Source organism: Burkholderia lata (assembly GCF_902499025.1).
In the GTDB taxonomy this organism is placed as follows: Bacteria; Pseudomonadota; Gammaproteobacteria; order Burkholderiales; family Burkholderiaceae; genus Burkholderia; species Burkholderia lata_C.
In genome coordinates, this window is the sequence record NZ_CABVPW010000029.1 from 33,219 (window position 1) to 56,454 (window position 23,236).

Genomic DNA, 23,236 nt, shown 5'->3' on the forward strand with positions numbered 1-23,236 from the left:
GTCGGATGGTTCGGTTTCGTTCAGGACACGTGTTTCAGGAATTCCTTCAGGCGCGGGGTCGGCGGCCGGTCGATCAGGTCGACCGGATGGCCGTCCTCGGCAATCCCGCCCTGATCCATGAACAGCAGGCGCGTGCCGACCCGTTTCGCAAAGCCGATCTCGTGCGTGACGACGATCATCGTCATCCCTTCGGTAGCGAGATCCTGCATCACTTTCAGCACTTCGTGGCGCAATTCCGGATCGAGCGCCGACGTCGGCTCGTCGAACAGCATCAGCCGCGGCCGGATCGCGAGCGCACGCGCAATCGCGACGCGCTGCTGCTGGCCGCCCGACAACTCCGACGGGTAATGATTCGCGCGCGATTCGAGGCCGACCTTGTCGAGCAGCGCCATCGCCTGGTCGCGTGCGTCGGCACGCGATGCGCCGCGCACCTGGGTCGGCCCAAACATCACGTTCTCGAGCGCGGTCATCTGCGGAAACAGGTTGAACTGCTGGAACACCATGCCGGCTTCGAGCCGGATGTTGCGGATCGTCGTCGCGTTGCCACGCACGCTCTGGCCGTCGACCAGCAGCTCGCCGCCGGTGATTTTCTCGAGCGCGTTGATACAGCGCAGCATCGTCGACTTGCCCGAACCGGACGGGCCGATCACGACGACCACCTCGCCCGCGTCGATCTTCAGGTCGATATGCTTCAGCACCGGCACGTGGCCGAAGCTCTTCGACACGTTCTGGAATTCGATCATGCTCATAGGATGCGCATCCTCTTTTCGACGAGCCGCAGCGTCAACGTCATGGCGCCGGTCAGCAACAGGTAGATGACGGCCACGGCGGACCAGATCTCGACCGCCTGGAAATTGCCCGCGATGATTTCCTGCCCCTTGCGCGTCAGCTCTCCGACACCGATCACGATGAACAGCGACGTGTCCTTCAGGCTCACGATGCACTGGTTGCCGAGCGGCGGAATCAGCCGCCGGAACGCCAGCGGCCCGACCACCTTCAGCAGCACGCGCGGCATCGACAAGCCCATCGCGAGCCCTGCTTCCGTCAGCCCCTTCGGGATCGACAGCAGCGCGCCGCGCACCACTTCCGCGAGATACGCGCCGGAATTCACCGTGATCGCGATGATCGCGGCCGTCAGGCCGTCGATACGGATATGCGCGAGCAGCGGCAACGCGAAATACAGGAACATCACCTGCACGACGATCGGCGTGCCGCGGATCAATTCAATATAAACCTGCGCAAGCACGTTCATCGCCTTCGGTCCGTATGCGCGGAACATGCCCGCGATCATCCCGACGATGAAGCCGCCCACCAGCCCGAAAAATGCGATGAACACCGTCAACCGGACCCCGTCCATCAAGTCCGGCAACGCCGCCCAGATCGCCGACCAATCGAAATTCACTTGTCGCTCCCCGTTCGATTCAAGACCGGCGCGGCCACCCGGCCGCGCGCTGTTGCGGCGTCACGCTCACATCTTCGGCGGCTCGGCACCGAACCACTTCTTGTAAATCTGCGCGTAGCGGCCATCCGCCTTGATCTTCACGAGCGATGCGTTGACCTTCGGCACGAGCGGGCTGCCCTTCGGGAAGCCCATCCCGTACTTGTCGCCGCTGACCGGCTGGCCCGCGACCTTCACCTTGCCCTTGCCTTCGTTGTTCACGAAGAACAGCACGTTCGGCGTGTCGTGCATCGCGGCGTCGACCCGGCCGGCTTCGAGCGCGAGGTACGCCTGGTCGATGTTCGGGAACTGGCGGATCTCCTTCGGCTTCAGGTGCGCCTTGATCCAGTCGATCGTCGCGGTGCCTGTTTTCGCGGCGATCACCTTGCCGTTCAGGTCGTCGATCGACTTGATCGTCGTGTTGCCGGTCTGCACCATCGCCGCGAGGCCGCTGTCGTAGTACGGCGCGGAGAAGTCGATCGCCTTCTTGCGCTCTTCCTTGATCGTCATGCCCGACAACGCGACGTCGATGTTCTGCGTCTGCAGCGCCGGGATCAGGCCCGCGAAATCCATCGGCTGGATCGTGTATTTCCAGCCCTGGTCCTTCGCGATCTCCGCCCACAGGTCGAGATCGAAGCCGACGTACTTGTCGCCCTGCTTGAACTCGAACGGCATGAACGACGTGTCGGTCCCGACGACGAGCGTCCTGGTATCCGCGTGCGCGAGGCTTGCGCCGAGCGCGGCAACGACCGCGACGGCTTTCAGGAAGGAACGGCGACTCATGGTTTCTCTCCGCATGATTGAGCGATGTGACCGGCCAGCCGGCCGGCGGAACGACGACATCAAGCCGCACCGCAACATGCGATGTCGAATTAGACCTTAGTGCAACAAGTGTTGTCAATGGCGATACTACGACAACAAAAAAGTCCGCAACGGGGAAATGCATCGAGACAAACCCGGGGCGCGCGGGACGGATAAATCGGAGGAAAGGGAGTGTGGCCCGGGGCAAAGCGGCCGGGCCGGAAGGCGCCGCGCGGGCCGATGGCGGCGTCTGAGAGCAGTTGGCGGTGGCTGGTCTGGACGGGCTGGCTTGCCGTCCCGGGCATCACGCGCGCGAGGAGAATGGCCGCGCAACCGCGCGGCGCCGAACGCCGCCGCCCGCGCGCTTGCCAGCCAGTTTGTCAGCCCGTCCGTCAGCGTGGATCGTCGGCGCTTCGACGCGCGGTGTCGTGCCGGGACGGCTGACCCCGCGATGCCGGCAACCGCTGGCGCGGTTCAACGCATGTTGCGGAATGCGCGCGGCCCAGCCGGCCGGCCGCGCGCCGATGCAGCGTCGCTTACGCCGCCACCCCGCTCGCCTGATGCGACACGAGCCGCGCATACGCGCCCTGCCGCGCGATCAGGTCCGCATGCCGTCCGGCCTCGATCACGCTGCCGTGCTCCATCACGAGGATCAGGTCGGCATTGCGCACGGTCGACAGCCGGTGCGCGATGATGATCGACGTGCGCTGCGTCATCAGGTCTTCCAGCGCCGCGCGGATCTGCTGCTCGCTGATCGTGTCCAGATGGGACGTCGCTTCGTCGAGGATCAGCACCGGCGCATCCTTCAGGAACGCGCGCGCAATCGCGACACGCTGGCGCTGGCCGCCCGACAACTGCACACCGCGCTCGCCGACGCGCGTCGCGAGCCCGTCCGGCAGCCGCGCGACGAATTCACCGAGCGCCGCGTGGTCGATCGCGCGTTGCACGTCCGCGTCGGACGCGTCGCTCGCTGCGAGCCGGATATTCGCTTCGAGCGTGTCGTTGAACAGGTAGGTATCCTGCGCAACCAGCGCGATGTGCTGCCGCAGGTCGTCGAGCCGCAGGTCGCGCAGGTCGACGCCGCCGAGCGTCACGCGGCCCTGCTGCGGATCCCAGAAGCGCAGCAGCAGGCTCGCGACCGTCGACTTGCCGGCGCCCGATGCACCGACCAGCGCGACCGTGCTGCCGGGCGGCACCTCGAAGCTCACGCGGTCGATCGCGGGCACGCTGCGGCCCGGGTACGTGAAGGACGTGGCCTCGAAACGCACCGCCGGCTTGGCGGGCATCGCACGCGTGCCGTCCGTCACCGGCACCGGCTCCTTCTCCAGCGCCCGCAGGCGGCGCGTCGACGCGATCGTATCGGCGAGCTGCCGCGCGACCTGGCCGATTTCGGCCACCGGCATGAAGGCGGCCACCGCCACCAGCACCAGCAGCGGCAACGACTCGCGAGGAAACCAGCCGCGCGCACACAGCAGCGCGCCGAGCGCGGCGACGACCAGCCCGCCGAGCCCGCTCGCGATTTCCAGCGCGGCGCTCTGCGCCGACAGGTCGTCGAGCAACTTCGCGCGCTGCTGCCGGTACGCATCGACTTCCGCCACGAACGCTGCGCGCCGGCGCGCGACGGCCTGGAACGCGGTCAGCTCCGCGAGCCCCTGGATCGTTTCGGTCAGGTGCGCGCCAAGCTGGCCGAGCGCTTCGCGCGCGCCGGTGCCGAGCCGGTCGACGTCGCGTCGCGCCAGCACCGGCGCGAGCCCGGCCCACAACAGGAACGGCAGCAGCACGAGCGCGAGCGGCCACGCGACCGATGCGAGCAGCACCAGCACGGCGGCCGGCACGAGCACCGCGACGAACGCAGGCGCCAGCGTGTGCGCATAGAAGTACTCGACGGTCTCGACGTCCTGCGTCGCGAGCGACACGAGATCGCCGGACCGGCGGCGCAGCAGCCCGGCCGGCGCGAGGCGTTCGAGCGTCGCGAACAGCGCGATGCGCATTTCCGCGAGCAGCCGGTACGCCATGTCATGCGCGAGCCACGATTCGAGCCAGTGCAGCACGGCCGCGACCGGCGCGATCACGAGCAGCGCGGTGACGAGCGTCGGGCTCACGTGGCCGCCCGGCACCGCACCGACCACCAGCGCGCCGATCACGCCGACGCCGATGAACGCGAGCACGCGGCCGATCCCGAACAGCACCGTCAGCACGACCTTGCCCGTCCACGGGCGCACGAAGCGCAGCAGCGTCTGCAGGGTTTCGGGCCAGCCGATCGTCGCCGCATCGTCGTTCAGCGGCCGCACCTGCGGGCCCGACGACGCGCGCGCGGTCGCGCCGGCCGTCGTCGCCACGCCGACCGATTCGGCGACGGCTTCCAGCTGCGGCCCCATCAGCCGGCGATACGGCCCGTCGCGCGCGATCAGCGCCGCGTGCGTGCCCTCGTCGACCACCTGCCCCTGGTCGAGCACCAGGATGCGGTCGGCACCGATCACGCTCGACAGCCGGTGCGCGAGCACGAGTGTGGTCCGCCCGCGCGTGAGCCGGTCGAGTGCCTGCTGGATCAGCGCTTCGTTCTCCGCGTCGACCGACGACAGCGCCTCGTCGAGCAGCAGGATCGGTGCGTCGCGCAGCAGCGCGCGGGCAATCGCGAGGCGCTGGCGCTGGCCGCCCGACAGCATCAGCCCGCGTTCGCCGATGCGCGTCGCGTAGCCGTCGGGCAGCGCCGAGATGAAATCGTGCGCGTTGGCAGCGCGCGCGGCGGCGATCATGTCCGCGTCGCTCGCGTCGGGGCGGCCGAGCCGCAGGTTGTCGGCCACGCTACCGTCGAACAGCGTCGCATCCTGCGCGACGACCGCGATCATCTCGCGCACCTGGCCGGCATCGAGCGTGCGCACGTCGTGGCCGCCGATGCGGATCGCGCCGCCCTGCGCATCGTGCTGGCGCAGCAGCAGGCGCACGATGGTCGACTTGCCCGCGCCGCTCGGCCCGACGATCGCCACCGTCTCGCCTTCGCGCACCGAGAAGCTCAGTGCCGCATGCGCGTCCGCGCGGCGCCCCGGATACGCGAAGCTGACGGCGTCGAACGCGATCTCCGGCCGCAGGCCCGTGACGCGCGGTGCGTCGGTGGAAGGCGCTTGGCTATCCGCGTCGAGCAGCGCGTGGATCGCATTCGCCGCCGACTGGCCGATCATCCCCTGATGCAATACGGAACGCAGGTCGCGCAGCGGCCGGAAGATTTCGCTGCCGGCCATCAGCACGATCAGCAGCGCCTCGAGGCTCATGTCGCCGTGCCGCACGCGCCACGCGCCGACCGCGATCGCGGCGGCCGCGCCGAGGCCGGTGCCGAGATCGGTGAAGAGCCGCGTCAGCAAGCCGAGCGCGAGCACCCAGAACGTGCTGTCGGACAGCGCACGCGCCTTCGCGGCCAGCTTCGCGCCGAATGCCGTGCTTTGCCCGAACGCCTTCAGCGTCGGCAGGCCTTGCACCGCGTCGAGAAATTCTTCGCCGAACGCCTTGAACGCTGCGGAGCGCGCGAGTGCCGCGCGCTTGTCGGCGCGATGCACGAGCTGCGGCAACGCGAGCGTGACGAGCGCCGCGACCAGCAGGATCGCGGCCGTCGGCACGTCCCACCACGCGAGCACCGCGAAGATCATCACCGGCGCACAGGCAGCGATCACGAGTTGCGGCAGGTAGGTGCCGAAAAAGGTCTGCAATTGCTCGACGCCATCGACGACGGCCAGCATCACGCCGCCCGTGCGTTCGCCGCTGAACCACGCGGGGCCGAGCGCGGCAATCCGGTCGAACAGCCGTGCGCGCAGCGTGGCCTGCACACGCCCGGCCGTGTGCTGCGCGAGCACCGTGCGGCGATGGTCGAGCCATGCGCGCAGCAGCACGCAAGCTGCCGTTGCAACGACGGCTTCGCCGATGCTGCGTGCCGGTGCGCCGGAAAAGACCAGCGCCAGCACGCGCCCGAGAAAGACGAAGCGCAGGATGCCGACACCCATCGCGAGCAGGCCGAGCGCGACGGCCGCGGCGACCCGCCAGCGCACTCCCGCCATCATTGCCCATAGTCGTCGGTCGAAATACATGAAGCCCTCCGGTAGTGTCCGATGATGTTTTTTCTTGACCGGATCGAGGCTACCCGCGCCACCCGTGCGCGGCAAAAGATGATTTTTCAACGGGTGTTGAGTCAACTACAATACCCCGCATGTCGCACCTCCCTCCCCTCAGCGCATTGCGAGCTTTCGAGGCGGCCGTCCGCCTCGGCGGGTTCGCGCGCGCGGCGGTGGAGCTGAACGTGTCGACGAGCGCGGTCAGTCACCAGATTCGCGCGCTCGAGGAATCGCTCGGCGCGCGGCTGCTCGAACGCAGCACGGGGCTCGGCGGCATCAGCGTCACGCCGGCCGGCGCGCGTCTGCTGCCGGCTGTCAGCGATGCGCTGTCGCGGCTCACCGACGCCTGCGCCGAGATTCGCGGCACCGCACAACGACTCACCGTCTCTGCCAACGCGCCGTTTTCGGCGATGTGGCTCGCACGCCGCCTCGCGGAATTCTCGTCGCTTCATCCCGACACGCCGCTGCATGCCGTCGTGCTCGACGACGAACCGGATTTCGCGCGCAGCGGCGTCGATCTCGCGATCGTGCATGTGCCCGCGCACCGGCTGCGGGCCGACGACGACGTGCTGGTGCGGGAGACGGTGTTCCCGGTCTGCAGCCCCGAGCTGCATCCGTATGCGTCCGTGAACGTGTGCCGCTCCCGGCTGCTTCAGGAAATGCACGAGAACAGCCCCGAGATCGACTGGCGCAACTGGTCCACGGATTTCGGCCTGCCGGACGACTTCGAGACGAAGATCGTCCGCTACAGCAGTTTCAGCCAGGTAATCGGCGCGGCAGTCGGCGGCGCGGGCATCGCGCTCGGCCGCGCGCCGCTGATCGAGCCCGAGCTGCGCAGCGGGCGCCTCGTGCCGTTGCGGCCGGGCCTCGAACGCGCCGCGTCGTGGCGCTTCGTGCTGCGCCGCAATCCGTCGACGCGGCACCGGCTGCTCGATCCATTGATCGCGTTCCTGCGCCGCGAAACAGAAGCGGAAGCGGCGCCGGTCGCGGGCCCGATCGTTGCGCCCGCATCCAACGACAGTCGCCTGCACGGCACGGGCGGCGCGACCGGCAAGTAACGCGCCGGCCTCACGCCGCACGCGCGGCTTACGGCGCAGCGAAGAACAACCCGACCACGCACGCCATCCCGCCAAACCACACGAGCGAACGCAGCGACGCCCAGTTCAGCAGGTACATCAGCATATAGACGACACGGATCGCGACGAACGCCATCGCGAGCTGGTCGACGCGATGCACGTTCGCGCCGTTGTGCCACGCCACCACCAGCGCGGCAGTGAACAGCGCGAGCGCCTCCCACGCGTTCTGGTGCGCAGCCTGCGCGCGGGCGCGCCAGCCTTCGAGCTTTGCCAGGTAATCGCGCGGCGCGCGGTTGTCGTAGCCCTTGCGGGCCTTCGCGAGAAACGTCATCGGGAACGGCAACAGCGCCACGATGAACAGGCACAGCTGGGACGTCGTCATCAAAAGTCTCCTCCTTTATGATTACATTGATCAATGACAAGATCGCCGAGAGCTTAGCATTGCGTCGTGCTGTTCGCGCACCGGTTTTCTAGACGGGAGACTCGGCTGCACGGCCTGCGGACAGCCAAGGCCAGCCTGGTTCGGCACCAAAATTTCCACCAAATCGTCGACAAAAACGTTAATTAAAACTGGTCGAACACCAATAAGATAGCGTTCAACACTGGCCCGGCGCGTTACCGCGCCAGGCTGCCGAACCCGCGCCGCGCGCGCCAAACGACATCCGATCCGAGACATCGCCATGCCCCGCCCCATCGTCGCCCATATCCGCCCTGACGCCGTCCGCCACAACCTCGACTTCATCCGCCGCACCGCCGCGCAATCGCGCGTGTGGGCCGTGGTCAAGGCCAATGCGTACGGCCATGGCATCGAGCGGATCTACCCGGGCCTCGCAGCCGCCGACGGCATCGCGCTGCTCGACCTCGACGAAGCCGTGCGTGTGCGCGAACTCGGCTGGGACAAGCCGGTGCTGCTGCTCGAAGGAATCTTCGAGCCGGCCGACGTCGAGCTGGCCGATCGTCACCGGCTGACGGTGGCCGTGCACTGCGACGAGCAACTCGATCTGCTGATCGCGGCCAAGCCGCAGCAGCCGATCGACATCCAGCTCAAGATGAACTCCGGGATGAACCGGCTCGGCTACCGCCCCGCCGCGTTTCGTGCCGCGTGGGAGCGCGCGGCCAGTGCGCCGTCGATCGGCAAGATCACGCTGATGATGCATTTCGCGAACGCAGACGAAGGCGAAGTCGACTGGCAGCTCGACCAGTTCGACGCGACCACGGCCGGGATTCCGGGCGAGCGCTCGACGTCGAACTCGGCCGCCGTGCTGTGGCATCCGCGTGCGCACCGCGACTGGGTGCGGCCCGGCACGATCCTGTACGGTGCGTCGCCGACGGGTGCGGCGCGGGATATCGCCGATACGCCGCTGATGGCCGCGATGACGCTGACGAGCAAGATCATCGGCGTGCAGACGCTGTCGCCGGAAGAAACCGTCGGCTACGGCCGCCGCTTCACGGCCGACCGGCCGATGCGGATCGGCGTCGTCGCATGCGGCTACGCGGACGGCTATCCGCGCCACGCACCGACCGGCACGCCGATCGCGGTGGACGGCGTCATGACGCGCGTCGTCGGCCGCGTGTCGATGGACATGCTGACCGTCGACCTGACGCCGTGCCCGAACGCGGGCATCGGGTCGCGTGTCGAGCTGTGGGGCGACCAGGTGAAGGTGGATGACGTGGCGGAAGCCAGCGGCACGATCGGCTACGAGCTGATGTGCGCACTCGCGCGCCGCGTGCCGGTCGTGATCGTGCCGCCCGGCGCGTCGAGCGAACAGCCGGCGCTGCGCACCGGGAGCTACGGACGCTGACCAAGGTCGATGCGGCGGCGCGCTTTGCATCGCCACTCGCGCACGCCGCTTGATTTGCGGGCCGCCTCGGGCGGCCCGCTTGCTTTCCTGTGTGCGCGAATGGCGTCAGTTACGGCCCTTCACCGCCGCACGACGGCACCCGCCACCGACGGCCTACGAACGCCACGTCGGCTTGCGCTTCTCGAGGAACGCGTCGATCCCTTCGCCCGCATCCTCTTCCATCATGTTGCGCGCCATCACGTCGCCCGCATACGCATAGGCTTCGTCGAGCGGCAACTCGCGCTGGCGATAGAACATCTGCTTGCCGTACCGCACCGCGGCCGGGCTCTTCGCGACGATCTCGGCGACCTTGCGCGCGACGGCCGCGTCGAGCGCATCTTCGGGCACGGCCTCGTTGACGAGCCCCCACGCAGCGGCCGTCGCCGCATCGACGAAGCGCCCGGTCACGAGCATGTCGAACGCGCGCTTCGCCGTGACGTTGCGGCTCAATGCCACGGCCGGCGTCGAACAGAACAGCCCGACGTTGATGCCCGATACCGCGAAGCGCGCGGTATCGGCCGCGATCGCCAGGTCGCATGCGGCGACGAGCTGGCAACCGGCCGCCGTCGCAATGCCGTGCACGCGCGCGATCACCGGCACCGGCAACGCGCGCATCGCGAGCATCACGCGGCTGCACTGCGCGAACAGCGCGCGGTAGTAGTCGAGTTCGGGCTTGCTGCGCATCTGCCGCAGGTCGTGGCCTGCGCAAAACGCCTTGCCCTCGGCAGCCAGCACGACGCAACGCACGTGCGGATCGGCCGCCAGCGTCTCGAACGCATCGTGCAGGCTCGCGAGCATCGCCTCGGACAATGCGTTGAATTGCTGCGGACGGTTCAGCCGCAGCGTGACGACGCCGTCGTGGTCGTCGCGCAACAGGATCGGCTCGGCAGTCTCTTGATCGGATTCCATGATGTTCCGCTCGATGGGGTTCGGCAGGATTCGATGCGGCGCGAACGCGCGGCGATGATGCGCGCACGTTCACGGCACCGTGATGATGAAATGCTCCTCCACATTCCGTGCGACGTCCAGTCCTGGCGCAGCAGGCTCACACGGTCACGCGCGCTTGCGCCCGCTGCGCCACGCGCGCACGCCCGGGCGCAGTTGACCGACGCCGCCGAGGAAAAAGACGACGCCCATCCCGCCGCAGGTCAGTACCCCACCCCAGATCGCACCGAACGTATTCATCCGCGCGGTCATATGGGGGGCGTCGGGTGCGTAGCGCACCTCGACCGTCTCACCGTCCTCCACGCTGACCTCACCGCCCTGCGGGTACTCGACGTGCTCGCCCGCAAGCGTCGTGAACGCGATCTCCGGATGATGCGGACCCGCATTCAGCTTGATGACGCGTCCCGGCACGACGATCGACGTGCGCAGGAATTCGCGCGTCGACTGCGCGTACAGCGCGGCGCCGATCAGCAGGCACGTCCCCGCGAGGGTAAAGACGACACCCTTCGCGATCAGCGTCTCCATCTGCTGCGCGGTGGTGCGGCCGGAGTCGGACGCCATTGCGCCCACCTCAAGGACGCGACTGATAGAACGACACGGCGATCTTCGACTGCGTCTTGCAGCGGTACATCACGCCGTGCCCCGTTTCGTCGGTCACGCCTTCGTACGGGCCGTTGCAGCCCGTGACCTTGTATTGCGCGAACGGAATGCGCTTGCCGTCCTGCGGCCGGACCAGCACCGGGATGCGCCCCGTCGGGCCGTCGCCGATCGTGCGGACGAGCACCATGCGCGCCGCATCGATCGGCGCGGCGGAACGCATGTAGGCCGTGCGCCCCTGCGCGTCGGTCGTGCCTTCGACTTCGAGTTCCCGGTTGTCCTGGGCCGCGCTCGTGTACAGCGCGAACGCATAGCGCGTGTTCGGCAGCGGCTGTTTCGTCGCGGGATCGTGCAGCACGAAGTAGCACCCGTTGGCGCCCCTTCCGGCCGTCACCAGTCCGTCGGCCTGCGCGGAATTGCACGTGTACGACGAACCGCTGCCGACAGCAGCCTGTTGTGCATCCTGCTGCCCGGCGGTGCTTGCGCATCCGCCTGCCAGCGCAGCCATCAGCGTCACGCATGCGCCGCGCACGAGCGCCGCCCGATCGATCTTGATTGTCATGGGAAGGTGTCCCGTTCCTGATTCTTGTGAATGCCGGGCGTGCCGCGCATGTCGCGCAGGCACGCCGCCCTCGGCATCCGGCAGGATACGGACATCGCAGCGCGCTGTAAATTGCGCGCGCGGCCGGCCGCGCCGCGCGACTACCCGCCGCTCGCGACGCGCGCGATCGTCTGCCGCAGCCAGATGTGCGCGGCGTCGCCGTGCCGGCGCTCGTGCCAGTGCTGCGCGAACTCGAACGAATCGATCGGGAACGGCGGCTCGAACATGCGCAGGCGTGCATCGTCGCGCACGCGATCGAGGTTGCGGCGTGCGACGGTCAGCACGAGGTCGGTGTCGGCGATCAGGTCGTTCGCCACGCTCCAGAACGGCAGGATCACCGCGATATGTCGCTCGCGTCGCAGCCGCGCGAGCGCGCGATCGACTTCGTTGTCCATCCCGTCGCGCATCGCGACGAGCGCATGCGGCCGCGCGAGCCACGCGTCGAGCGCGAGTTCGCCGCGACGCGGCAGGCGGCTCGCATCGGCCACGCACGCGAACGATTCGACGAACAGCGGTTGCGCATGCAGGTCGCGCTGCATCGCGGGCAACACGCCGAGCGCGAGATCGACCTCGCCGTCCATCAGCTGCATCCGCATCGCCTCGCGCGTGGCCTGCGACACGATCAGCTCGATACCCGGCGCGTCGGCGCGCAGCGTCTTCACGAGCGAAGGCAGCACGATCCGCGCGCCGTAGTCGGACATCGCGATGCGAAACACGCGCGTGGCCGCGGACGGATCGAACGCCGGCGGCTCGATCAGCGCGCCGAGCCGGCCGAGGACGTCGTTCAGCGGTTCGATCAGTTCGTTCGCGCGCGCAGTGAGCTCGAGCCGGCCCGCGCGCCGCACGAGCAACGGATCGCCGAAGATCTCGCGCAGCCGCGCGAGCGCATGGCTCACGGCCGGCTGGCTGCGGTGCAGCCGGACCGCGGTGCGCGAGATGTGTCTTTCGCTCAGCAGCACATGCAGCGTCACGAGCAGGTTCAGGTCGATGCGGGCCAGATTATTCATGAAAAGAATATGAAGCATCCGAAGAACGAATTTCCATTCGCCATCTTAATGGATAACAATCATTTCAATACCCTTTCACGATCGACCAAGATGACGACTTCCCTTTCCTTCGCCACCCTTCCGCTCGCCGTCGCGGCTTTCGTCGCCGGCGCGCTCGTGCCGCTGCAAGGCGGCAGCAATGCCGCGCTCGGGCGCGCGCTCGGCCACCCGCTGTGGGCGAGCGTCGCGTCGCTGACGGTCAGCCTGCTCGCGGTGCTGCCCGTGCTGCTGGCGACGCGTGCGAACGCGCCGCTCGTCGGCGACGCGCTGCAGCGCCCGCTCTGGATGTGGCTCGGCGGCCTCGCGGGCGTGATCTACATCACGCTCGCGCTGATCCTGACGCCGCGGCTCGGCGCGACGACCTTCATCGTCTGCGTCGTGGCCGGGCAAACGCTCGCGTCGCTGCTGATCGACCACTACGGGCTGATGGGGCTCGCGCAGCGGCTCGCGACACCCGGCCGCATCGCGGGCGTCGCGCTGATCTTCGCGGGGATGATCGTCGTGCAATGGCAGACGCCCGCGCCACGCGTGCCGGCCGCAACCGGCGACGCGGCAGCCGCGCAACCCGAACCGCAGCGCTGAATGCGCGGACGGCAGCGGGTGCGTTGCAGCCCGAAGGGCGTCAGCCCGCGAGCTTCTTCAGCGCGTCGAGCACCGCGTCGCCCTTGAACGGCTTCACGATCCAGCCCTTCACGCCGGCGGCCTTGCCGCGCTCCTTCATCGCCGGGCTGCTTTCGGTCGTCAGCATCACGACGTTGACCGTCGAGTTCGCCAGTTCGCCGCGGATCTTCTCGACCATCGTCAGGCCGTCCATGTTCGGCATGTTGACGTCGCTGATCACGAGGCGCACGCCGGGCGTCGCCTTGAGCTTCGCGAGCCCGTCCTTGCCGTCGACGGCCGTCGCGACGTCGAGCCCGTGATTGCGCAGGAAGCCCGCGACCTCGTCGCGCACCGTGCCCGAATCGTCGACCACCAGAATCTTTGCCATGTCGTATTCCCCTTCCTTTCCTTGTTGCTGACTTCAGTATTCAAAACAGTTCGAGTTCGCCCGATTCGACCATCGGCCCCACGTCCTGCACCGATTCGCGGAAATCCTCCGGCGACCAGCTCAGGCTGAACACGAAGCGCTGGTCGAGACAGACGGAGCGCCCCGATGCCGGATCGGTCATCCGGTACTTGAAGCAGAGCTGCGGGCAGTCGCCGCCGAACGAGATGAACTTCTGCTTGTGATTGACGACGAGCGGCACCTGCACCGGATGGCGCGCCAGGGCCTCGGCGTCGCCGAGATAGCGGTTCTTGAACGCACCCCACACGAGGTTGGTGAGCTCGCCGAGCACGCTGTTCACGTCACGGAAATCCGGCGCGCGGCCGGCGTCGCGCGTGCCGCCGATCATGTCGAGCAGCGGCTGCTCGCTCGTCTGCAGCAGCATGTAGCCGCGGCACCACGCGCTTTCGAGCGCGATCAGGCTGAACACTTCGCCGAAGATGATCTGGTCGCGCACGATGCACGGCGTTTCGTGCTCGATCGTCATGCCCGGAAACAGGCTGTCGATGCGTGCCTCGGTGATCTCCGAGATGCCGCGCACGAGCGCGTTCGGGTAGTCGCGGCCGAACAGGTATTCGTCGATCGCGCGCTTGAGCGGCGTCATGTCGTCCGCGACGTAGGCCGCGCACGCGACACGCGCGAGCGCCTCCGGCAACCCGTCGCGCGATGCGAGCGATTCGCGGCGCAGGATGATCGGCAGCTCGGGGCGCAGCGCATCGATCTGCGTCGCGATGATCGCGCTCTCGGCCGGCGAGCCGCCGTAATCCTCGGCCAGCAGGATCGCGCCGAGATCGATGTTCGAGCGCAGCACCTTCAGCAGCCGGTTGCGCCGCACGGTCAGGCCGACCAGGTTGTGCTCGTCGCAGAAACGCTTGATCGCGTCGGCATGCGCGCGGCTGTCGTCGAGCACGAGTACCTTGCTGACGGGTTTGTCTAAGGTCATCTCAAGGTTTCCTAAGGGTCGGTCAGGGTCGGTCGAAATCGGTCAGAACAGTTCGAGCTCGCCGCCGGTATCCACCATGGCCGTTTCCGGCACATGGAAATCGACCGGCGCGTTCGCACACACGCACAACGTCGCACCGACCCGCACGTCGCCATCCAGTGTCAGGTCGTAGGCGGCCACGTGATTCGGCGCCAGCGCGGGCAAGTAGTCGATGCTCGATCCGCTCAGCAGATAAGGCGTCGACATCCCGAGATCGGGAAACGGCACGGTCAGCGCCTGGTTGATCGCGCCGCAGCACAGGTTCGCGACTTCCATGAACGCTTCGGGCAGCGGCCGCTGGCTGCTCGTGCCCGCCGACGCGCCGGCGAAATGGCGGCGCGTCGCCTCGTCGTCGCTGAAGCGCAGGGCGAGCAGCAGGCGGAAATGCAGCGCCGAGATCGTCAGCACCGTGACATGCTCGGGCACCTTCGGCTTCGACCGCGACTTTGCGGGCGCGTGATCGTGCCCGTCGAGTGCGAGGCCGGCGGACGGCCGGATGTCGCACGCGCCGCCGGACGCGAGCCGCGTGCGCGCCGCATCGAAGAAAATGCGCTCGAAGCCGGCTTTCGCCTGCGCGCTGATCACGCCGCGCCCCCTTCGATCCGCGCGTGCAGCTGCCCGGCCAGCGTCTCGACGGTCGCGAGCGCGGCCGTGATCATCTTGCCGCCGGCCTGGATGTCCTGGAACGTCGCGGCCGTCACGAGATCGTTGCGATTCAGGCTGTCGCGATAGCTGTTCGACAGTTGCTGCGAGCGCGCGGCCAGCCCGCGCACCTCGCTCGCGACGATCGAGAAGCCGCGCCCGGCGTTACCGGCGCGCGCCGCTTCGATCGACGCGTTCAGCGACACGATCGACACGTGCGCGACGATCGCCGACAGCTCCTGGTTCTTCGTGCGCATGTCCTGGTTCTGCGTGGTCAGCGAAATCATCTGCTCGTGCCAGCGCTCGAAGGTGCCGGCGAGCCCGCGCAGGCGCGCGGCTTCGTCGGCGATCTTCATCGCGTGCTGCGCGAGTGCCGTTCGATCGGCCGACAGCGCCTGCATGGCGTCGCGCTGCGTGCCGGCGGCGGACGTCTCGCGTGCCAGTGCATCCTCGAGCTGCGCCTCGCGGTGCGCCCACGCGTCGGCCGCGTCCGCATGCGCGGACGCCGCGTCGGCGACGCGCGCATCGGCTGCGTCGAGCGCGCCGCGCAACTGCGCCGTGTCGCGTTCAAGCGCCGCGACGAGCCGCTTGCGCGTCACGCGAAACACGACCGCCGCCACGATTGCGACGACGGCACCGCCCGCCAGTGCGGCGGCCATCTGGATCATCCACGCCTGCACGATCACGTCGTCACTCCGCCGCGCCGATATCCGCGCTGCGCGCACGCTCGTGCGCGACGCCCTGGGCGGCACCGTCCGCCGCGAAGCGGGCCGGCAGCGACACGATCGTCTCGAACGCGCGATACGGCGCACCGACGCGATCGTCGGTGAAGCGCAGCGCGATATCCCCGCCGTCGCGCTTCAGGAAGTTGCGCACCGCGTCCATGCCGACGCCGCGCCCCGACACTTCGGTCACGGCACTCGCGGTCGAGAAACCCGGCCGGAAGATCAGCTCGGCCACCGCATCGTCGGACAATGCGTCGTCGTGGTCGGCATCGATCCAGCCGCGCTCGCGTGCAATCCCGCGAATCCGGTCGAGCGCGAGGCCGCGGCCGTCGTCGCTCAGCACGAACCACAGCTCGCCGCCGCCCACGCCGACCGCGATGTCGATCGTGCCGGACGCCGCCTTGCCGGCCGCGCGCCGCTCGTCGGACGATTCGATCCCGTGGTCCATCGAATTGCGCAGCAGGTGCATGAATACGTTCTTCAGCGTCGCGGCGATCTCGCTGCGCACGCGGTGGCCGTGGCTGTCGATATGCACGACCGGCGCCGGCTTGCCGAGTTCGGCCGCGAGCGACGGCAGCGACTCGATCACGCCGCCGAGCGCATCGCCGATGCCCTGCGTGCCGAGCTGGCTCAGCATGCGGCGCACGGCGTCGCGGGCCGCGTGCCAGTCGGCCGCGTTCGCCGGATCGGCGCCGTCGAGCACGCGCAGGCTCTCGCTGATGTGTGCACGTTCGACCATCAGGAAGTCGGCGCCCTGCACCGCTTCGCCGCTGCGGCCGAGCGTGACCGCGTTGATCGTCGCGTAGTGCTCGACGGCCTCGCGCACGCGGGCCAGGTCGTCCATCAGCGCATCGCGGTTCCACTCCGGGCCGCCGTCCGCGCGGCGCAGCGAGTCGTACGCCTGCTCCGCTTCGTGGACGATGTTCGTCAGGTGCTGGAGGCTGTACGTGCGCGCATTGCCCTTGATCGTGTGCATGTTGCGGAACAGCGCCGCGACGATCGAATGATCGGCGCGCTCGTGCTGGCGGATCATCCGCTCGTTCTCGCTCAGGAAGCCCTTCGCGCTGTGCACGAAGTCGTGGAACTTGTCCTGGCTGATCGACAGAATCTCGCCGATCATCTCGAGGCGGCGCTGCTGCTCGCCGGCCTGCGCGGTCAGCTCGCGGATCTCGGTCACGTCGCGCACGCACAGCATCAGGCGCGCGACCGTGTCGGTCTCGTCGGTGATCGCCGACCAGCTCAGGTCGAGCCACTTGTCGCGGCCGTCCGGCATCCGCTTCGCGACTTCGTTCACGAGCAGGTGCTCGTTGAACTCGAAGTTCATGCTGTCCTCGCCGAGGCACGCGTGCACGGCCGCGTCGACCTGCGAGCGTGCGTCGGAACCGATGTTCGAGTCGTCGAACACGAGCGCCATCAGGTCGCGACCGGCGATGTCGTTCGTCTCGAAGATGGTTTCGAGGTACGCCGAATACTCCGCATGCACGACGCCGCCTTCGACGACGGTCAGGATCCCCTGCTGCATGTTCTGCAGCATCGCCTGGATGTCGGCCGTCTTCTGCTTGAGCTGCGCCGAGTTCTCCTGGATCTTCTCGATCATCCCGTTGAACGCGACGATCGAATGGCCGATTTCGTCCATCCGGCCCACCGGCACGCGGCGCGTGAAATCCTGGCTCGTCGCGATCTCGCTCATCGCCGTCTGCATCCCGCTCAGCGGGCGCGTGATCTGGCGATACAGCAGCAGGCCGAGCGCGGTCAGCAGCACGATCACCGTGCCGGCGACGCCCGCGATCGCGGTCGCCGTCGTCGAGAGCATCCCGTTCAGCGCATTGATCGCGTCGTCCTTCTGGCGGTTCTTCTCGACGCGCAGCGTATCGACGATGCTTTCGAGCTCGTCGCGATACTGCGCGACGTTCGCGAACAGGTACGCCTGTGCCATCTCGGGCTTGCCGTCGGCCTTCATCTTCACGGTGTCGTCGATCGCCGCGAAATAGTTCGCGGCGCTCTCCTTCGCCTGCGAGACGAGCCCGACCTGCGCCTGGCCGACCGCCGACTTCGCCTGCACGTCGAGCGCGGCGCGCAGCGCGCCCTGCTTCGCCTTCAGCTCGTCGCGCGCCTGCGCGGCGGTGTTCGCGTCGGGTGCGTAGATGAGCGTCATCGTCGCGATCTGGATGTTCTTCACATCGGCGACGAGATCCGCCGACGCGAGCGCGCTCGGCACGATTCCCTGGGTGACCTGACGCACCTCGGACGCGCTCTTGCGTGTCTGGTACACGGCATAGATGCCGATCGCGGACAGCGCGAAGAACGTCAGGACGACTAGCAGCGTAATGCGATGACGAATGGTCATGAGTACAGCTCCCCGCAGCGATCCGGCTTCGATCACCGTCTGGTCTATTGAAAGAATGTGAGCGCCGAATTATCGGGGATGGTGTATGACGCTCCGATGACCGGAAATCAATCGTTCATTGATAAAAATGAAATGAACAATTGTGACGAAAGAGCCCTAAAGTATTGCCGGAATCTGCCGTTAACCTCATGCCACAAGGCTTCGATCGGCATCACGGCGCGGCCTGAAAATCCGCGATATGGATATTTGTTTTTTATTTATTTAATCCGCGGATCAGCCGCAATCGGGCTTTCGTAAAACGTTTGCGCATTATCGACCAATTCAGTCGAATTCGCGATTTTTTATTGCCGGAGCGTGATTCGACCGACGGATGAAAACGATTCCGCCCGCCCCGGGGCCGACGATGCGATCCGCTGCATCGTCGGCCCCGGGGCGGGCGTGACCGGCTGACGACCGCTCAGTGGCTGCTGGCGCGAGTCGCCCCCAGCCCCGTTTCCGAACGCACCTGCTGCGCGGCGAACGCGCCCTTCTCCGCCTTCGCGCGCAGGCTCGTGTCGAGTACCGAGAACAGCCACACGCCCACGAAGCCGATGGTCACCGAGAACAACGCGGGCGACGTGTACGGGAACCACGCCGAACCCTTCGGATAACCGAGCGTCGCCTCCCACACCGACGGCGACACGATGGTGAGCCCCACCGACGAGACCAGCCCCAGGAACCCGCCGATGACTGCGCCACGCGTGGTACACCCCTTCCACATCATCGACAGGAACAGCACCGGGAAATTGGCCGACGCCGCCACGGCGAACGCCAGCGACACCATGAACGCGACGTTCTGCTTCTCGAACGCGATGCCCAGCAGCACGGCGATCACGCCCAGCACCAGCGTCGTGATGCGCGACACCTTCAGCTCGTCGGCGCTGTTCGCGTTGCCGTTCTTGAAGACGGTCGCATAGAGGTCGTGCGACACCGCGGACGCGCCCGACAGCGTGAGCCCGGCGACCACGGCCAGAATCGTCGCGAACGCCACCGCCGAGATGAAGCCGTAGAACACGTCGCCACCCACCGTCTTGGCCACCAGCACCGCGGCCATGTTGGCCGTGCCCGCGCCGCCCTTGATCACGCCCTTGGCCACATCGGACAGTTCCGGATTGGTCAGCACCAGCGTGATCGCACCGAAGCCGATGATGAAGATCAGCACGTAGAAGTAGCCGATCCAGGTGGTTGCCCAGAACACGGATTTACGCGCTTCCTTCGCATCCGGCACCGTGAAGAAGCGCATCAGGATGTGCGGCAGGCCGGCGGTGCCGAACATCAGCGCCATGCCGAACGAGATGGCCGAGATCGGATCCTTGATGAACCCGCCGGGCGACATCACCGACAGCCCGATCCGGGTCGCGTCGTCCGGCGACTTGCCGGCATTCGCGGCGATCGCGGTCTTGACTTCCACGGCATGGGCGAACAGCGCCTCCGGGCTGAAGCCGTACTGCGCGAGCACCATGATCGCCATGAACGTCACGCCCGCGAGCAGCATGCACGCCTTGATGATCTGCACCCAGGTGGTAGCCGTCATGCCGCCGAACAGCACGTAGACCATCATCAGCGCGCCGACGATGACGACCGCCACCCAGTAGTCGAGACCGAACAGCAGCTTGATGAGCTGCCCCGCGCCCACCATCTGCGCGATCAGGTAGAACGCCACCACCACGAGCGTACCGACCGCGGCGAAACTGCGGATCGGCCCCTGCTCGAAGCGGTAGCCCGCGACGTCGGCGAAGGTGAACTTGCCGAGGTTGCGCAGCCGCTCGGCCATCAGGAACGTGATGACCGGCCAGCCGACCAGGAAGCCGATCGAGTAGATCAGGCCGTCGTAGCCCGACGTCATCACGGCCGCAGAAATGCCGAGGAAGGATGCCGCCGACATGTAGTCGCCCGAGATCGCCAGGCCGTTCTGAAACCCGGTAATGCCGCCGCCGGCCGTGTAGAAATCCGCCGCGGAACGCGTGCGGGACGCGGCCCACTTGGTGATCCACAGCGTCCCTGCCACGAACAGCGCGAACAGGACGATGGCCGTGGTGTTGGTCGCCTGCTTGGCGGTCTGCCCGACATCGCCGCCGCCCGCGACGGCCACGCCGCACGCGAGCGCGGCCAGCAGCGCAACCAGCGTCATCGAAAGTGTCTTCTTCATTGGGCGACGTCCTGCAGGATGTCCTGCGTCAGTTGATCGTATTCGTTGTTCGCGCGGCGCACGTAGATGCCGGTGATGACGACGGTGAACACGATCACCGCCATGCCGACCGGTACGCCGACGCTCGTCACGCCGGTGCTCACGGGCTTCGCGAGGAACGACTTGTCGAATGCGATCAGTGCGATGTAGCCGTAGTACACGATCAGCATCAGCACGGTCAGGAAGATACCGAGCGTATTGCGCCGTCGCTTGAGCTGCGCATACTTCGGATGCGCTTCGATTTTTTTCACCAACCCATCATGCATCGCCTGTCTCCTGGTTTGCTTTTGAATGAGTGCGGCGATTCTGGACGGCGAAGCTGACTGCGCGCTTACTCGATCTTTCAAGGGCGCACTATGGTTTTCCCTAGCGATACCGGGCACGGGGGCCGCTGTCGCACGCGAGACGCCCGCCTCCTGTTGGCGACCGTGCGCGGGGTGCGCCGCAACGTCGACGTCATTTCGGCGCAGCGATGCGGGTTAGTCCGGACGCAATATTTCGATAGTTCTCGATAACCGGATAGTCGGGCGCAGCGTCGATCACGGATCGAGCGCGCCGCCCGACCATCCCGTCGACGGACGCGACCCCGTCAGCTTCAGCGCGACGTCGCCCTGCGCGACCAGCCGCTCGCGATTGCGCGTGACGATGCGCCCGGCCTGCGGCGCGACCAGCACGTGCTCGCTGCCGGGCACGCCCGGATGCGCGACGATCCGCGCGATGCGCTCGCCCGCGTCGACCGTCGCACCGAGTTCGCGTTCGTACACGAGCACGCCCGACACCGGCGCGAGCACCGTCTCCATGTGCGCGATCGGCACGGCCTCGCCCTGCCAGTCGTGCGCGCCGGCAGGCTCCGCGATCACGCCACGGCCGCGCAGGAACGCGAGCAAGCCGTCGGCATCGCGCTCGGCGAGTGCATCGGATACGTCGGATTGCCCGCGCAGCTCGACGGTCGCGACGAGCCGTTCGCGCAGGCCGCCGTTGCGCGCCCAGTGCGCGGCGATCGCGCCTTCGAACGCGCCGTCGTCGTCCTCGTCCCACAGGATCGCGACGTCGACGCCGAGCGCGGCCGCGAGATCACGGCCGGCCGGCCACATTTCGCGCTGCAGGTACAGGTACGGCAGCGCGTCGGAATCGGTATGCAGGTCGAGCACGATATCGGCATTGCACGCGGCGTCGAACAGCGTGCGCTGCCAGGCGGCAAATGTCGTCGCGGGCCGGCGCGCCGCGGCCGACTCATGGAAATGCCGGTTGAAATTGCGCTGCGTCGCATCGTGGAAGCGGCCGAGCAGCCGCCCTTGCCTGAACTGCGCGAGCCCGAGCGGGTTCGCCTGCGGCACCACCGTCACCGTACCGCGCAGCATGCCGCGATCGTGCGCCGCGCACAGCTGCGGCAACAAGCGGTGCAGCACGAGCATGCCGGCGATCTCGTCCGCATGCACGCCGGCCTGCAGATGCACGCGCGGCCCGTCGCCGCCCGACAGCCGCCATGCGCGAATCGCGAGCGGCTGCCCGCCGTCGCCGGGCACCTGCCATGTCAGCGTCTCGATCATCGTCCGTCCTCCTTCCGGTTCGGCTCGCCCGTCACGACGCTGCGCTCGAATCCGCGCCGAGGCCCGCGACGTATGCCGCAATGCGCTCGCATGCGTCGGCCAGCTTCGCATCGTCGACGACGAAGCCGAAGCGCACGAAGCCGGATGCGGTATCGCCGAACGCGCTCGCGTCGAGCAGCGCGACCTGCTTCGCGCGGAACAATCCCCACGTGAATGCGTGCGCATCGAGCCCCGTGCCGCGCACGTCGACCATCATGAACATGCCGGCTTCCGGCAGCAGGCAACGCAGCCCCGGCACGTCGAGCAGGCGCGCGTAGGCCAGGTCGCGGCGGCGCCGGTACAGCTCGCGCATGTCAGCGACGATCGCGGCCTTGTTGTCGAACGCGGTGACGGCCGCCTGCTGGATGAAGCCCGGCAGCCCGTACAGCATGCACAGCGCGAGCCGCTCCGCGTGCTCGATCAGCTCGGTCGGGCCGATCGCCCAGCCGACCCGCCAGCCCGGCATCGCATGCGATTTCGACAGGCTGCCGATCGTCACCGTGCGTTCGGCCATTCCCGGCAGCGACGCGATGCTGACCAGGTCGCGCTCGAACGTCAGTTCCGCGTAGACCTCGTCGGACACGACCCACAGATCGCGCTCGCAGGCGAGCCGCGCGATGCGTTCGAGATCGGCGCGCGGCAGCACGACGCCGGTCGGGTTGCACGGCGTCGCGAAGAAGATTGCCTTCGTGCGCAGCGTCACGGCCGCTTCGAGCGCGTCGAAGTCGAGATGAAAGCCGCGCGACGCATCGACCGGCACCGGCACGAGCGTCGCACCCGACGCGCGCACGCTCGCTTCGTACGTCAGGTACATCGGCTCCGGCACGATCACCTCGTCGCCCGCCTCGCACAGGCACATCGCCATCGCGAACAGCGCGTTCTGCGCGCCGGCCGTCACGATCACGTGCTCGGCACCGACCGCCTGCCCGGACGCCTTCGCATGCTCCCGCGCGATCGCCGTACGCAGTTCGGCGCGGCCCCGTACTTCGCTGTAGTGGGTGTCACCGCCGCGGAGCGCGGCTACCGCGCGTTCGACGATGATCTCCGGCGTCGAAAAGTCCGGATCGCCGACGCTCAGGATGATCGCCGGCTCGCCCGCCGCGACGGCCGCCTGCGCCGCGTAATGAATGTCCCACGCGGTCGTGCGCTTGCCCTGCAGGCGATCGACCAGCTTCGAATAGTTCATGCGTTCTCCGTCGTGCGGCGCCCGGGCGGCTGCCGCATCTTCAAGGGT

At 67.7% G+C, this 23,236-nt stretch carries 21 protein-coding genes; 3 read left to right on the plus strand and 18 right to left on the minus strand.

The features are described 5' to 3' along the window. Nucleotides 1-20: 20 nt before the first annotated feature. From glnQ to BDI24065_RS26665, 4 genes are all read right to left on the minus strand, one after another. Nucleotides 21-749 carry a glutamine ABC transporter ATP-binding protein GlnQ gene (gene glnQ, locus BDI24065_RS26650; RefSeq protein ID WP_048246371.1) on the minus strand — a complete coding sequence of 243 codons (729 nt, stop codon included), beginning with the start codon at nucleotides 747-749 and terminating at the stop codon, nucleotides 21-23. Further along, nucleotides 746-1,402 carry a glutamine ABC transporter permease GlnP gene (gene glnP / locus BDI24065_RS26655; protein WP_034179830.1) on the minus strand — a complete coding sequence of 219 codons (657 nt, stop codon included), beginning with the start codon at nucleotides 1,400-1,402 and terminating at the stop codon, nucleotides 746-748. The genes glnQ and glnP overlap by 4 nt, the downstream gene beginning before the upstream one ends. A gap of 66 nt (nucleotides 1,403-1,468) precedes the next feature. Beyond that, nucleotides 1,469-2,221 carry a glutamine ABC transporter substrate-binding protein GlnH gene (glnH, locus tag BDI24065_RS26660; RefSeq protein ID WP_021160889.1) on the minus strand — a complete coding sequence of 251 codons (753 nt, stop codon included), beginning with the start codon at nucleotides 2,219-2,221 and terminating at the stop codon, nucleotides 1,469-1,471. A 554-nt stretch (nucleotides 2,222-2,775) separates the two neighbouring features. Beyond that, entirely contained in the window at nucleotides 2,776-6,315 is a 3,540-nt protein-coding gene (locus tag BDI24065_RS26665; RefSeq protein ID WP_175033791.1) for an ABC transporter ATP-binding protein/permease, read from the minus strand. Nucleotides 6,316-6,434: 119 nt separating this feature from the next. Between BDI24065_RS26665 and BDI24065_RS26670 the strand changes: the two genes are divergently transcribed. Further along, the gene (locus BDI24065_RS26670; protein WP_175033792.1) at nucleotides 6,435-7,397 is read left to right on the plus strand and encodes a LysR family transcriptional regulator; all 963 of its coding nucleotides are present in this window, start codon (nucleotides 6,435-6,437) and stop codon (nucleotides 7,395-7,397) included. A gap of 28 nt (nucleotides 7,398-7,425) precedes the next feature. Here the strand turns inward: BDI24065_RS26670 and BDI24065_RS26675 are convergent, their stop codons facing one another. Continuing rightward, nucleotides 7,426-7,797 (minus strand): MAPEG family protein, encoded by a 372-nt coding sequence (locus BDI24065_RS26675; protein WP_175033793.1) that lies wholly within the window; start codon nucleotides 7,795-7,797, stop codon nucleotides 7,426-7,428. A gap of 298 nt (nucleotides 7,798-8,095) precedes the next feature. Between BDI24065_RS26675 and alr the strand changes: the two genes are divergently transcribed. After that, nucleotides 8,096-9,217 (plus strand): alanine racemase, encoded by a 1,122-nt coding sequence (gene alr / locus BDI24065_RS26680; protein WP_175033794.1) that lies wholly within the window; start codon nucleotides 8,096-8,098, stop codon nucleotides 9,215-9,217. Nucleotides 9,218-9,370: 153 nt separating this feature from the next. Here alr and BDI24065_RS26685 read toward each other — a convergent pair whose 3' ends face one another. From BDI24065_RS26685 to BDI24065_RS26700, 4 genes are all read right to left on the minus strand, one after another. Then, nucleotides 9,371-10,165: an enoyl-CoA hydratase gene (locus tag BDI24065_RS26685; protein ID WP_175033795.1), complete on the minus strand. Its 795-nt coding sequence runs from the start codon at nucleotides 10,163-10,165 to the stop codon at nucleotides 9,371-9,373. Between the two features lie 144 nt (nucleotides 10,166-10,309). After that, complete coding sequence (locus BDI24065_RS26690) at nucleotides 10,310-10,762, minus strand: DUF3592 domain-containing protein (protein WP_175033796.1); 453 nt, start codon at nucleotides 10,760-10,762, stop codon at nucleotides 10,310-10,312. A 10-nt stretch (nucleotides 10,763-10,772) separates the two neighbouring features. Beyond that, nucleotides 10,773-11,360 carry a hypothetical protein gene (locus BDI24065_RS26695; RefSeq protein WP_175033797.1) on the minus strand — a complete coding sequence of 196 codons (588 nt, stop codon included), beginning with the start codon at nucleotides 11,358-11,360 and terminating at the stop codon, nucleotides 10,773-10,775. A 140-nt stretch (nucleotides 11,361-11,500) separates the two neighbouring features. After that, entirely contained in the window at nucleotides 11,501-12,406 is a 906-nt protein-coding gene (locus BDI24065_RS26700; protein ID WP_175033798.1) for a LysR family transcriptional regulator, read from the minus strand. A 90-nt stretch (nucleotides 12,407-12,496) separates the two neighbouring features. On the opposite strand from BDI24065_RS26700, the gene BDI24065_RS26705 reads away from it, so the two are divergent. Continuing rightward, nucleotides 12,497-13,027, plus strand: a complete 531-nt coding sequence (locus BDI24065_RS26705; RefSeq protein ID WP_175033799.1) for a DMT family transporter — start codon at nucleotides 12,497-12,499, stop codon at nucleotides 13,025-13,027. A 40-nt stretch (nucleotides 13,028-13,067) separates the two neighbouring features. On the opposite strand, the gene BDI24065_RS26710 is transcribed toward BDI24065_RS26705, so the two are convergent. The 9 genes from BDI24065_RS26710 to BDI24065_RS26750 form a co-directional block, all read right to left on the minus strand. Then, nucleotides 13,068-13,433, minus strand: coding sequence for a response regulator (locus BDI24065_RS26710; protein WP_011355572.1), 366 nt, complete (start codon nucleotides 13,431-13,433; stop codon nucleotides 13,068-13,070). A gap of 40 nt (nucleotides 13,434-13,473) precedes the next feature. Next, the gene (locus BDI24065_RS26715; RefSeq protein ID WP_043179324.1) at nucleotides 13,474-14,433 is read right to left on the minus strand and encodes a chemotaxis protein CheX; all 960 of its coding nucleotides are present in this window, start codon (nucleotides 14,431-14,433) and stop codon (nucleotides 13,474-13,476) included. Between the two features lie 42 nt (nucleotides 14,434-14,475). Further along, nucleotides 14,476-15,057, minus strand: coding sequence for a hypothetical protein (locus tag BDI24065_RS26720; protein WP_175033800.1), 582 nt, complete (start codon nucleotides 15,055-15,057; stop codon nucleotides 14,476-14,478). Beyond that, nucleotides 15,054-15,782 carry a methyl-accepting chemotaxis protein gene (locus BDI24065_RS26725; RefSeq protein WP_175033854.1) on the minus strand — a complete coding sequence of 243 codons (729 nt, stop codon included), beginning with the start codon at nucleotides 15,780-15,782 and terminating at the stop codon, nucleotides 15,054-15,056. The genes BDI24065_RS26720 and BDI24065_RS26725 overlap by 4 nt, the downstream gene beginning before the upstream one ends. 22 nt (nucleotides 15,783-15,804) lie before the next feature. Then, nucleotides 15,805-18,186 (minus strand): MCP four helix bundle domain-containing protein, encoded by a 2,382-nt coding sequence (locus BDI24065_RS26730; protein WP_175033801.1) that lies wholly within the window; start codon nucleotides 18,184-18,186, stop codon nucleotides 15,805-15,807. Between the two features lie 457 nt (nucleotides 18,187-18,643). Then, nucleotides 18,644-20,374, minus strand: a complete 1,731-nt coding sequence (locus BDI24065_RS26735) for a cation acetate symporter (RefSeq protein WP_175033802.1) — start codon at nucleotides 20,372-20,374, stop codon at nucleotides 18,644-18,646. Beyond that, the gene (locus BDI24065_RS26740) at nucleotides 20,371-20,679 is read right to left on the minus strand and encodes a DUF485 domain-containing protein (protein WP_011355578.1); all 309 of its coding nucleotides are present in this window, start codon (nucleotides 20,677-20,679) and stop codon (nucleotides 20,371-20,373) included. Before BDI24065_RS26740 ends, BDI24065_RS26735 begins: the two co-directional genes overlap by 4 nt. Nucleotides 20,680-20,952: 273 nt before the next feature. Further along, nucleotides 20,953-21,963, minus strand: a complete 1,011-nt coding sequence (locus BDI24065_RS26745; protein ID WP_175033803.1) for a succinylglutamate desuccinylase/aspartoacylase domain-containing protein — start codon at nucleotides 21,961-21,963, stop codon at nucleotides 20,953-20,955. Nucleotides 21,964-21,994: 31 nt separating this feature from the next. Continuing rightward, nucleotides 21,995-23,188, minus strand: a complete 1,194-nt coding sequence (locus BDI24065_RS26750; protein ID WP_175033804.1) for a pyridoxal phosphate-dependent aminotransferase — start codon at nucleotides 23,186-23,188, stop codon at nucleotides 21,995-21,997. Between the last annotated feature and the right edge of the window lie 48 nt (nucleotides 23,189-23,236).